The organism is Nostoc sp. C052 (genome assembly GCF_013393905.1).
Taxonomy (GTDB): domain Bacteria; phylum Cyanobacteriota; class Cyanobacteriia; order Cyanobacteriales; family Nostocaceae; genus Nostoc.
Genome location: NZ_CP040272.1, coordinates 6,371,502 through 6,383,832, shown reverse-complemented (window position 1 = coordinate 6,383,832; position 12,331 = coordinate 6,371,502). Strand labels below are relative to the sequence as shown.

The following is a 12,331-nucleotide window of genomic DNA, read 5'->3' as shown; positions in this document are numbered from 1 at the left end:
AGAAGCAAACTACGCGCACCAGATCGTAGAGAGCGTAATTACGAATTATTTAAAACCTGCCATTTCCCTGAACAATGTGCTTGACGGTAGTCAAGGTTTCCAGGCTGATAAATCCCCGCCGATGACCTTTTTGATTAGACATACCAAGAAATACTGAATCTCCCCGCGAGGGGTTGCGGGAAAAACGCGGGGAAGTGTTGATGTAGGTAGAGGCACTATTAACTCCCAAAGCAAACTGCCGACTTTCCTGGTAAGATTCAGTAACAATAGAGTCGGCATGACCACTGCTGTGTTCATTAATCCAGGCGATCGCAGTCTCTAAGCTATCCACCAATTTAAATGCTACTGTCCTAGTTAAATAAGGGTTTCCCCATTCGCCCTCTTTCACCAGTTGTAATTGGGGAAAGGCTTGTACCAGTTCGGCATCCCCTTTAATTTCAAAGCCTTTTTCTATCAAGCTGTTCCACAAAACTGCTAAGGATGATGGTAAGGCTTGACGATGAACTAGTACCTTTTCAATGGCGTTGACTTGATCGGGTTCACTTTGATGGCTATCAAGAATCATCCAGCGCACCATTTCTAAGCTGCTATTGGGCGACCAGTAGAGATAACAGTTACCCATTGCTGACTTTAAAACTGGGCAAGTAGACTGTCGTACTACCTGTTGCACCAAACTAGAACGTCCGTAGGGAATCACCAAATTCACGTACTCATCTTGGGTAACTAAATCCCGAATTGAAGCACCATGTTCGGCTGTGATCAGTTCTACACAACCTGATGGTAGTCCAACTTCGGCGATCGCATTTTGCAGTGCCTCAGCGATGGCGGCGTTAGAATGACTAGCTTCAGTACTACCTTTGAGAATTATACTATTGCCAGTTTTAATACAAAAACCCGCTGCGATCGCTCCTAAATCGGGAAAAGCTTCATAAATAAATCCAATCACTCCCAAGGGCATTAACTGGGTGTAACTCTGGGAATCTCCCAGTTGATAGTCAGCAGTTCTGACGCGTCGCAGCGGATCTGATAATTCCCCCAACCGTTGTAAAATGTCTACTGTCATCTCCAGCCTTGTGGGAGTCAGCTTTAGCCAGTCCAATATCAACTCTGGCACTGCCATTTCTCGACTGGCTTCTAAATCCAAGGTATTGGCTTCGAGAATGTCGTCAAATGAGCGCTCAAGCGCCTGTGCCATCGCCAATACTGCACGACTCCGGTCTGCCCCCTTTGTGATCCCCAACTTTAGGGAAGCTTGATAGGCTCGTTGGGCACTAGTAATCGGTTCGGGGTGATCGTCCAAAACTTCAACAGTCATTGAGTTAACGTCTGTAGGTAAGCCAGACCATTAGTGCTGGTAGAATAGCTAATAGCACTGCCACCATTGCCCAAGCAATAATGCTAGAACCATTTGCCAATCGCAGTGCTAATGGTAGCCATATAATCACTAGCACGAAAATAATGCCGAGCGCTATAGGCAGATAGCTTTCTCCTAAGCGGGGATGGACAACATGCCAACTATTTCCCATCCACCGCCAAGCCCGTTTGTAGGGATAGGTGGTAGAAAGCTGTTCTAGGACATGACCATTATCTTCTACAACAAAGATTTGCTGACAGCGATCGCAACCAAATGCTTCTGTCAACGTAATCGGAATTAACTGACCCCGACGACGACAGGGGCAGGGGTATTCAGCATTGAAATCGATTTTTTCGGGTTTTTGAGATTGCACAAGCGTTCTAATAACTTGAGCGTGTTTTACACGAACTGCGAGAATATAGTAACTTGGTAAATGCCTAATAAGGCTTCTCTCTTGATATACATAGACCGGCTTGCAAACATCGCCATGAGCGCAAACAGTAGATGCTTCTCAATCTAAGTATCGTAATTATCATATAACTACGGAGTCATCTGTTTGTAGTTTTCCCCGTAGCTAGTAATCTTGTTTAAAAACTTCCTTCTCTTCATCTGTCGCTTTCAAGGTAATGTAGTTACATTTTTGGGCATTTATTATGCTGACACACCTGGAATAATTTTAAGCTTACGATGGCGACCACTCCGAAAACAAATCGTTTAGAAAGGCTACGCTCATAAACAATAGACAACAACAAACCCTACAAAACTAATTGATAACACCTGTAAAGATTGTAGCCAAGCTAATGCCTGTCTAGATTAGTCTAAAGCTGGGTTTTATATTTCTTAGCAAGTGGGTAATACCAATTTGAACAATGATTGTCACATACGGAATGCTCAGAGTAGTTACTAGCAGTAAAACTCAACTGATTTGCACTGAGCAATTTGAAGGCTCACTGTGACATCTTAGCAACGAAGTAGCGCTCACACCGAAGTCCAAAATCCAAGCGAGAATTGAGAAACACTTCAATGCACCCTGAAAATACTAAACCTCCTGGAGTTTTTGACTCTAAGAGGTTTAGTTGGAAGCGGGTAACGCGATTCGAACGCGCGACATTCACCTTGGCAAGGTGACGCTCTACCACTGAGCTATACCCGCAATCTATTGCCAAATATCAATATCTCAGATTTCTTTCTAATTGTCAACCCCTTAATTTAGTCATTAGTCATTAGTCATTGGTGAACAACAAAGGACAAATGACTAATGACGAACCTAGCCCAGTTCTTCTGACTCTACTACCGTTAAATTGCCGGCACTGGCACTTTGAAAAGAAGCTGGCAAAGACTGGCTATTTCGAGAATATGGCTCTTCTAGGTTAGAACGCAGTTGCCGCATAAGGCTGGCCATTTCTAGGGCGTTCAGGGCGTAATCCCAACCATGATTACCTTTGATGCCTGCCCGTTCTAAGGCTTGCTGCATAGTATCTACTGTCAAAATGCCAAAAATTACTGGTACTCCGGTTTGAAAGCTAGCGGCGGCAATGCCTTTAGAAACTTCGGCAGAGACGTAATCAAAATGGGGTGTTTGCCCTCGAATGACTGCACCCAGACAAATTACAGCATCATAACGATGAGAAAGCGCTAGTTGGCGGGCTACTAAAGGTACCTCAAAACTTCCTGGAACCCAAACATAGTCTACCTGATTACCTTGGGGGTTAGGATCTACGCCGTGGCGTTTCAAGCAATCTTGACATCCCTCTAGCAGCTTTCCGGTAACAAGGTCATTGAATCGACCAATCACCACTGCAAACCGCAAAGGCTCCGTTTGGGTAAAAGTTCCCTCGAAAACTGCCATGACTGCCTCTTAATCAACTATACTTCTGGCCACTATACATTTCTTATTTAAATGTAGAGGAGCAAAAAAGCACGGTCAGAAAAAAGGAAATCGGAAAAAATTTCTCCTTTTTTCCTTTGGTCTTTGACCTTGGCTTTTCTGCTCCTCTAGTTCTTATATTATGTACTCATGCCAGAGCGAAGCCGTCGCCTACACGACAAAAAAGTTTAACAAACCAACTAAAAACACCAAACCAATCCAGACGCCAGAGCCAACCCAGAGTAGTTTTTTAGATTCACCCCAATTTTGAGGAGTGGCGTAAGCAACTGGAACGCCCACAACTAGGACAAAGGACAATAGGACTAGACCTATCAAGGCAAATTGGAATATTATGGTCATTTTTGCTTCTCCCAATACAGCGAAATACTAAGGATAGAATATCCTAAAGGGCGACACTGACACTTTCTTATTATTTTTAAGCTAGCAGAAATTGCAACATTTTAGTCATTTGTCCTTTTGTCTAAGTACTAATGACTAATGGCTAATTGAAGTATGGATTTAATTCTTTGCCACACAACAGCAGATTTTGACGCGCTAGGAGCGGCGGTAGGGTTAACGCGCCTATTACCAGGAAGTAAGATTGTGTTGACTGGCGGTTCTCACCCTACTGTACGGGATTTTTTAGCATTACATCGGGATGAATATCCACTGATTGAACGTCGTTCGGTGAATTCGGAAAAAATTCGTTCTCTGACTGTAGTGGATACACAACAGCGCGATCGCTTGGGTAAGGCTGCTGAGTGGTTAGATTTACCCAATTTAAAAGAGATTATAATTTATGACCATCACTTAGGACAAGAATCAGATATTCCCGCCACGCGATCGCATCTTGCCTCAGTAGGAGCCGCCACAACTTTAATCGTGGAGGAATTGCAACAACAAGAAATTTCCTTGACTTCCTCCGAAGCAACTGTGATGGCTTTGGGTATCCACGTTGACACTGGTTCCTTGACCTTTGACCAGTCTACCCCAAGGGATGCCTTAGCTTTGGCTTGGTTGATGCAACAAGGTGCAAGTTTATCGGTAATTTCTACCTACCGTGACCCTGGCTTGTCTTTGCAGTTGCAGCAGCTATTAACTGAGGCGCTGGAAAATTTAGAATATCTTTGCCTACATGGATATACCCTTGCTTGGGTAACTTTAAAAACCGATGCTTTTGTACCAGGGTTATCCAGTTTGGCATCAGAACTTGTGGAATTAACCGAAATTGATGCCCTACTGTTGGCTAATGAGTATTCTTTCGGTGAAAGTGATTCACGTTTAACTATAATTGGGCGATCGCAAATTCCCAAAACAAATCTTAACCAATTATTCCAACTTCTCGGTGGCGGTGGTCATTCACAAGCCGCATCCCTAAACTTAAGGGGAGTTGATTCACAGGCAATATTAAAACAACTCCTGGACGGAGTAAAAGCACAAATTCCCCATCCCCCCACTGCTAGGGATTTGATGTCTTCTCCTGTTCGCACAATTCTACCTGAAACCACAATTGCCGAAGCCCAGCGCATTTTATTACGCTATGGACACTCTGGTTTATCTGTAGTCGATACCCAAGGGAAATTAGTAGGTATTATTTCGCGCCGGGATCTTGATGTTGCGCTGCACCACGGATTTAGTCATGCGCCAGTTAAAGGCTATATGACCACAAATCTTAAAACGATCGCACCAGATACAACACTGCCACAAATTGAGTCGCTGATGGTGACTTATGATATCGGGCGCTTACCAGTATTGGAGAATGAACAGTTAGTTGGTCTGGTCACTCGTACTGATGTGTTGCGAGAATTACATCAAGAAAGGGATGAAGACGAAGAGGGAGAAAAATTCAAAATTCAAAATGACGCTAACGCTGCGGTAACAAAATTCAAAATTCCTCTCAGCACTGAGTTGCAAAATCGCCTTGCACCGCAATTGTGGAAATTACTCACCACAGCATCGCAAGAGGCGGAAAAACGGGGTTGGCATCTTTATCTTGTCGGGGGTGCGGTGCGGGATTTACTGTTAGCTGAAGCAGCATCGGGCACTTTGATGATTAAAGATATTGATCTTGTGGTTGATGGCTTTCACAAATCAGCAGATGTTGGTGCTGGTGTAGAATTAGCAAAGGCACTCCAACAACTTTACCCTGCTGCTCGTTTAGAAATCCACGGGGCTTTTCAAACTGCGGCTTTGTTGTGGCACAAAGACCCAGAATTAGATTCTCTATGGGTAGATATTGCCACCGCTAGAACAGAATTTTATCCCTATCCAGCAGCAAATCCAGAAGTTGAGGCGAGTTCTATTCGTCAAGACTTGTATCGTCGAGATTTTACCATCAATGCTCTTGCCTTGCGCCTTACTACTCCCCGTGCTGGTGAATTACTCGATTTCTTTGGCGGATTACTAGATTTACAAGCCAAGCAAATTCGAGTTTTACACCCCAATAGCTTTATCGAAGACCCCACCCGGATTTATCGTGGCGTGCGCTTTGCTGTGCGCTTCGGATTTCAAATTGAACCGCAAACTGAAGAATTTATCCGCTATGCCATCAACAGTGGCGTTTACGATCGCACTGCTCAAGAGAATAGCAAAACTCCAGCCCTGCAAACTAGACTGAAAACAGAATTAAAACATATCCTAGAAGCCCCCTACTGGAAATCGGCTTTGCAGTTACTAGATAACTTAGGGGCATTGCAATGTATCCATCCTACCCTGAAGCTAGACGCAGAACTGCTGCGACAATTACGCTTACTAGAACGATGCTTGCGGCGATTTGATGCTGAACAAACCCTCATCCATTGGGAAATGCGCTTAGAAGCCTTAATCGCCCATCTAGCACCACAATATCGGGCGAAAGTAGCAAAAAATCTGCAACTACAAGAAGATAGCATTAAACGCTTGCAAAACTTGACTTCTGCCCAAACTGAGGTGATGGAATCTTTGCCTAAGTGTCAAAGTCCCAGTCAAGTAGTGCAGTTGTTGCGACAGTACAACTTACCAAAGCTAATTTTAATCGCTTTGCAAAGTCCGCGATCGCTTAGACATCAAATTTGGAAATACTTAACTGTTTGGACTAATGTGCAGCCACTACTGAATGGGAATGATTTAAAGAAACTTGGTTACAAACCAGGCCCCCAGTATCGACAAATATTAGATGATATGCTTGCTGCTACTTTGGATAGAGTAATTAAAGATAAGACTGAAGCTGAGGAGTTTTTAGCCAAACACTATCCTAAATGAATTGACTTAAATTGTATCTGGGTCGATATTTAACTCGCGCAGTTTTGCTGCCAAACGTTCGGCCTTTTGTTCAGCTTGTTCTGCCGTTTCTTCCGGTGTTGGTACTAATTGTCCATCTCGTGTAAAAAACCGCAATAGTCCCTGATAAACTCCCAGATATAACCCTAGTTGATGGCTCCATAAATATCCTTGCTCACTTGGTTGTAGAGGTTGATATTCTCCATCTACTAAATGAAATCCTGCAAATTCTTGTGTGAAAGGGTCGAACCAAAAATAATCGGGTGTGCGGAAGATATCTTGATAAATTTTTTTCTTTAAATCTTTGTCAGTATTAGCTGTTGAGTCAGACAAAATTTCTAGAATTACATTCGGATATTTACCATCTTCTTCCCAAACTACCCAACTTTTACGGGTTTTGCGTTCAGTTCCGAATACTACAAAAAAGTCTGGCCCTCGGAAGTGTTCTGATTTAAGTTGGCGTGGACTATAGTAGATAGTCAGGTTTCCCGCCGCGTAGAAATCATTTCTATCTCGCCACAGCCATTTTAGGCATTTGAGTAAGAGCATGATCTGCTCTAAATGTAGTTCGCTTTCCAAAGGAGGCTCGTCACTATATAAATCACCAGGGGGAAATATAACATCTTGGCAGATGCCTTTTTGATCATCTAATTCTTGAGCTATGGTCATAGAATGGATACGGCATCAAGTAGTTATGGATTTATTTTAGCAGTGTTGTAGTTAGCGATCGCATAGCGTACTGGAGGTAATTGCCTATTTTTAGGGTAAGGGTAAATAAACTATTCTGTCTTGATATTCATCGTCTTCTGATGCCAAAGCAACTATTATGAGTTATTCTATATTTTCACCAATATTTAAGTTTGGATTGAAGCTAAATGTCCTGGCATAGAAGTTCGGTTATTTGTTACTAATATAAAATTATTATCCTCACACCTACACAGGATTTCTGGATCGAGTATACTTTTTGCTGGAGTTCCTGATTCTCCTACCACTTTAATCGCAATATCAGGTTCTGTTAGCCTAATTTGATTTGGATATACAGGATTGATATTTTCATCAATCAGATATTGCAGTGTCATGCTTGCTGTTTAGCTTGTCTTTCAATTCGGAGTTGGCGCAGTTTTTCTGACACTGGCGGGGGATTAAGCCGCTGTTGTTCTCGCATTCTATGACCGTGTTCTATCCAGTTTTTGATGTAAGCACTGACAGTTTCTTTATTTTGCAGATAATAAAGAATTGTTGCATATACTTGTTCTAAATATATTGTTTGATAAATTTAGGCAATTTCTTCTGGAGAATGTCCACAATCAATGTATTCATAAAGAATTGTTTCAATACTAATTCTTGAGTCTTTCAGTCTAATGTCTTCAGAAGAGAGAAAGTTGAAATACTCTGCGATATCTTTGATAGACATAGATTGATCTATATTTATAGTTAGTTATTATATATAGTAATCTTTTTGTTCAAGCGATAAGCTTGACGGCATAGAATTAATTAACGTTTTTAACAATAGTTATAGGTGGAGCACATTGCCTCTGCGTTCTCTGCGCCTCTGCGGTTAATAAAGATTTTTAACCACAGAGGCGCAGAGGGCACAGAGAAGAAAAAAGCGTAGACGCTTTGCGGCTTGTCGTCAGACATCCCCTCTTACCTTCCGAAATTCCTTCGTGCTACACTGTAGTTAATATCAAACCTCATCACAACTCCAGCGAGATAGCAGAAATGAAGTAGTACCAAACACCTGTTGCGCCAAAGCAACAAATGTCAACGAAGAATAAACGCAACTAGTTTGACAGGGTTACTTCACATAGTCATGCACTAAAAATATTGTCATTACTCCTATCTACATAGAACCGCTTGACGAGTGTCTGCGGCTGAGTTTCTTTACGTCTAATCTACCCGCAGCTTTTGTAAATACGCGGGTGGAATTTTGCGAATTGAGGTTTGAAAATAATGCCGAAAAAATCAATATTGTTAGCTGAGAATTTAGCATATAACCTCAGCTTAGATAGAACTTTGTTTCAAGGAGTTGATGTGAATATCGACGCGGGCGATCGCATTGCTTTGGTTGGTCGCAACGGAATAGGAAAATCAACCCTACTCAAGATACTTGCAAGTCAAATCAGCCCCAATATAGGCTCAGTTTTGCGTCATGACATGGTCTATTATTTGCCACAAATCAGTACTATCAGACAAGAAATTACAGCAGAGACAGTGCTTAGTTTTTTAATTTCTATCTCTGATGAATGGTGGAATATTGAAGAGATTTTACAAACACAATTTCACACAACCCTTGACCTCTCAATACCAATTACTAACTTGAGTGGTGGAGAACTTACTAAACTATTTCTGGCAATCGGTTTAGCTCAACAACCAAACTTGCTATTACTTGATGAGCCAACAAATCACATGGATTTGCCAGCGTTAGAAAGCTTAAAGCAGTTTCTTCAAGATTTTGCAGGTGCTTTTGTAATTGTCTCGCATAAGCCTTTTTTCTTAGAGCAAGTGACAGATGTCATCTGGGAACTTACACCTGCTGGTATGAAAGTATATGGCGGTAATTTCTCACACTATCGAGAGCAGAAAGAAATAGAGTTAGAGGTAGCATTGCGATCGCACGAAGCTGCCAGAAAGGAACTCAAACGTACTCAAACCACAGCGATGCAAGAACAGCAACGCGCAGCCCAATCTAGTCGCAACGGTCGCGCCAAGTTTCTTAATGGTAGTATTGACAGAATGGCAGCAGGACTAATTAAAACCAAAGCTGAGGTGTCTACCGGAACTGCGAAGAAGAAACATGAAGCAGCAGTAGCAAAGGCTAATCAAAAGGTTGTAGAGACGAAAGTCAAAACTACCAAAGTCACGAGTATTCAGCTAGAAGAAAAAAATCACAAGCGCCGAAATCTAATTAATATCCAGGGTGCGAATCTGAGGATATCAGAGCGTCTATTGATTCAAAATATTCAACTGCATATATCCTCTGGCGATCGCATTGCCATTATCGGCGCAAATGGTTCTGGTAAATCGAGTCTGGTAAAGGCAATTTTGGGAATGGAAAACCAAACAGCGGTTTTAGAATCAGGTGAAGTTTTGCTCACACCAGCGATGAAAGCTGTATATCTCGATCAAACCTACGAATTGGTAAATCGCCAATACACAATTCTGGAAAATATGCAAGCTGCCAATCCTAATTTGAGCTATCAGCTTTTACGTCAACAACTAGGACACTTTCTCTTTAAATATGATGACGTTCACAAAAGCGCCTCTATACTGAGTGGGGGTGAGTTGGCAAGACTAGCGATCGCTATGATTAGTATCTCAGAAATCGATCTGCTGATTCTCGATGAGCCAACTAATAACCTGGATATTGAAACTGTGGAACAAATGGTAGTAGGTATCAATGATTACCAAGGAGCTATTTGGGTAATTTCCCACGATATCGATTTCCTCAGCCAGATTAACATTACCCAAGGTTTCAAATTGAGGGAAAAAACTTTGCAAACGACGACTTATTTACCGAGTACACCAGAGCAATATTATCGAGAGTTGCTGGAATGTCATAAATAAAGCGATCGCCTCATATAAATTTCTAGCTCAACAACAGAAGCCGCAAAGCATACAGGCAAGTTATAATTCTCTTGCGGTGCAACGTAACAAAAATTTATGAGTAATCCCCTTGTGCAAGCCTTTTTCGTAGGCAGAGCGGTAGCAGAAGTAGTTAATGAGCGTTTAGAGGTCGCCTTGACCGATGCTTTGAGCGATCTGGGCAAATTTGATGCAGAAGCTAGAGAGCAGCTGCGCCAGTTTACAGAAGAAGTCCTAGAGCGGGCAAATCGGGCAACAGAATCAGCTAATGCTGGTCAAGCTACCGCAAGTACTGGGCAAGCCAGTTCTGATTCCGGTGACTTGCAAGCAGATATTGACGAATTAAGAGCAGAAATTGCCCTCTTACGAACAGAATTGCAACATTATCGCCGAACTTCTGCATAAATTTTAGTCATTAGTCATTGGTCATTAGTCATTGGTGAAAAATTATCTACGAATGACAAAAGACAAATGACAAAGGACACTTAAGAAAAAAACAGTTTAGGAATCAGAGTGTCTTTTCTTCCAAGTGATTCGGTCGCAAACCAACGGTACACAAAGTATATGGAACAAGGTTATTCAGATAAAGCATACCGTTGGAATCGGGAAAAATACTCTAGCAGACGGCGTTTTGTGGACATTTGGTCTTTTGTCTTGACCTTATTGTTCAAACTTTGGCTATACAACAAATCTTGGAGTTATCCGGGTGGTGTGACTGAGGCAAAGCAAGCTACAAGGCGCAAAATCCAAGCAGTCTGGATTCGCAATACCCTACTGGATTTAGGGCCAACCTTTATCAAAGTTGGGCAACTGTTTTCTACCCGTGCTGATATATTCCCTGGTGAATATGTAGAAGAACTAGCCAAGTTACAAGACAAAGTACCGGCATTTAGCTATGAGCAAGTAGAAGCGACCATTGAGAAAGAATTAGGCAAAAAAATTCCTGAACTCTTCCATAATTTTGAACCGATTCCCTTAGCTGCTGCTAGCTTAGGGCAAGTACACAAAGCTGTGCTGCATACTGGGGAATCGGTTGTTGTCAAGGTGCAACGTCCTGGACTAAAGAAGTTATTTGAAATAGATTTACAGATTCTCAAGGGAATTACCCGCTACTTTCAAAACCATCCCAAATGGGGACGGGGACGAGATTGGTTGGGTATTTACGAAGAATGTTGCCGCATTCTTTGGGAAGAAATTGATTATCTTAACGAAGGTCGTAACGCCGATACTTTCCGCCGGAACTTTCGCGGCTACGATTGGGTGAACGTCCCTAGAATATACTGGCGTTACGCAACTTCTAGAGTGCTGACTTTAGAATATCTCCCTGGAATTAAAATTAGCCAATACGAAGCTTTAGAAGCAGCAGGTTTAGATCGAAAGGCGATCGCTCGTCAAGGCGCTCAAGCTTACTTACTACAATTACTTAATAGTGGCTTTTTCCACGCCGATCCTCACCCAGGCAATATTGCCGTTAGTGCAAACGGTGCTTTGATATTCTACGATTTCGGGATGATGGGGCGGATTAAGTCCAACGTCCGCGAAGGACTGATGCAAACACTGTTTGGCATTGCTCAAAAAGATGGCGATCGCGTTGTCCAGTCTCTCATCGATTTAGGCGCGATCGCCCCAACCGATGATATGGGGCCAGTGCGGCGTTCTGTCCAGTATATGCTGGACAATTTCATGGATAAGCCCTTTGAGAACCAATCAGTCGCAGCAATCAGTGACGACCTTTACGAAATAGCTTATAATCAGCCATTTAGATTTCCAGCAACTTTCACTTTTGTGATGCGAGCCTTTTCTACCCTAGAAGGGGTAGGCAAAGGCTTAGATCCAGAATTTAACTTTATGGAAGTTGCCAAACCTTATGCAATGCAACTTATGACCGATATGAATGGTTCTGAGGGGAATAGCTTTCTTAACGAATTAAGTCGCCAAGCAGCTCAGGTAAGTAGTACCGCCTTTGGTCTACCACGTAGATTAGAGGATACACTAGAGAAGCTAGAGCAGGGAGACATGCGCTTGCGCGTTCGGTCTATAGAAACTGAACGCCTGCTGCGACGACAGAGCAGTATTCAGCTTTCAATCAGCTATGCTCTGTTGATCAGCGGTTTCACGCTTTCAGCTACTATCCTAGTGGTTAAGGATTATGTATGGCTGGCACTGCTGCCTGGTTTAATTGCAGTAGGGCTTTCAGTGATCCTGATCCGACTACTTTCACGCCTCGACCGTTACGATCGTATGTATTAATTGTTGCAGCAAAATTT

11 protein-coding genes and 1 tRNA gene are annotated in these 12,331 nt (G+C 42.5%); 4 read left to right on the top strand and 8 right to left on the bottom strand.

What is annotated here, in order from left to right:
- Window positions 1-49: 49 nt before the first annotated feature.
- The 5 genes from FD723_RS26365 to psbZ form a co-directional block, all read right to left on the bottom strand.
- Window positions 50-1,315 carry a glutamate-5-semialdehyde dehydrogenase gene (locus FD723_RS26365; RefSeq protein WP_179068009.1) on the bottom strand — a complete coding sequence of 422 codons (1,266 nt, stop codon included), beginning with the start codon at window positions 1,313-1,315 and terminating at the stop codon, window positions 50-52.
- Between the two features lie 4 nt (window positions 1,316-1,319).
- Window positions 1,320-1,727 carry a hypothetical protein gene (locus FD723_RS26360; RefSeq protein ID WP_041565838.1) on the bottom strand — a complete coding sequence of 136 codons (408 nt, stop codon included), beginning with the start codon at window positions 1,725-1,727 and terminating at the stop codon, window positions 1,320-1,322.
- Window positions 1,728-2,435: 708 nt separating this feature from the next.
- A tRNA-Gly gene (locus FD723_RS26355) sits at window positions 2,436-2,507 on the bottom strand.
- Between the two features lie 114 nt (window positions 2,508-2,621).
- Window positions 2,622-3,203 carry a 6,7-dimethyl-8-ribityllumazine synthase gene (gene ribH, locus FD723_RS26350; RefSeq protein WP_179068008.1) on the bottom strand — a complete coding sequence of 194 codons (582 nt, stop codon included), beginning with the start codon at window positions 3,201-3,203 and terminating at the stop codon, window positions 2,622-2,624.
- 189 nt (window positions 3,204-3,392) lie between these two features.
- Complete coding sequence (gene psbZ / locus FD723_RS26345; protein ID WP_179068007.1) at window positions 3,393-3,581, bottom strand: photosystem II reaction center protein PsbZ; 189 nt, start codon at window positions 3,579-3,581, stop codon at window positions 3,393-3,395.
- Window positions 3,582-3,734: 153 nt separating this feature from the next.
- Here psbZ and FD723_RS26340 point away from each other — a divergent pair, with 153 nt between their 5' ends.
- The gene (locus FD723_RS26340) at window positions 3,735-6,461 is read left to right on the top strand and encodes a CBS domain-containing protein (protein WP_179068006.1); all 2,727 of its coding nucleotides are present in this window, start codon (window positions 3,735-3,737) and stop codon (window positions 6,459-6,461) included.
- 6 nt (window positions 6,462-6,467) lie between these two features.
- Here the strand turns inward: FD723_RS26340 and FD723_RS26335 are convergent, their stop codons facing one another.
- The 3 genes from FD723_RS26335 to FD723_RS43920 form a co-directional block, all read right to left on the bottom strand.
- A complete protein-coding gene (locus tag FD723_RS26335; RefSeq protein WP_179068005.1) occupies window positions 6,468-7,148 on the bottom strand; it encodes a Uma2 family endonuclease in 681 nt (226 codons plus the stop codon).
- 185 nt (window positions 7,149-7,333) lie between these two features.
- Window positions 7,334-7,558 (bottom strand): DUF5615 family PIN-like protein, encoded by a 225-nt coding sequence (locus FD723_RS26330; protein WP_256874930.1) that lies wholly within the window; start codon window positions 7,556-7,558, stop codon window positions 7,334-7,336.
- 197 nt (window positions 7,559-7,755) lie between these two features.
- Complete coding sequence (locus tag FD723_RS43920; protein ID WP_306296993.1) at window positions 7,756-7,893, bottom strand: hypothetical protein; 138 nt, start codon at window positions 7,891-7,893, stop codon at window positions 7,756-7,758.
- 539 nt (window positions 7,894-8,432) lie between these two features.
- Between FD723_RS43920 and abc-f the strand changes: the two genes are divergently transcribed.
- From abc-f to FD723_RS26310, 3 genes are all read left to right on the top strand, one after another.
- On the top strand, window positions 8,433-10,046 hold the full coding sequence (gene abc-f / locus FD723_RS26320; RefSeq protein WP_179068004.1) for a ribosomal protection-like ABC-F family protein: 1,614 nt from the start codon (window positions 8,433-8,435) through the stop codon (window positions 10,044-10,046).
- A 96-nt stretch (window positions 10,047-10,142) separates the two neighbouring features.
- Complete coding sequence (locus FD723_RS26315; protein ID WP_179068003.1) at window positions 10,143-10,469, top strand: DUF6825 family protein; 327 nt, start codon at window positions 10,143-10,145, stop codon at window positions 10,467-10,469.
- A gap of 159 nt (window positions 10,470-10,628) precedes the next feature.
- Window positions 10,629-12,314, top strand: a complete 1,686-nt coding sequence (locus FD723_RS26310) for an AarF/ABC1/UbiB kinase family protein (protein ID WP_179068002.1) — start codon at window positions 10,629-10,631, stop codon at window positions 12,312-12,314.
- Window positions 12,315-12,331: the final 17 nt, after the last annotated feature.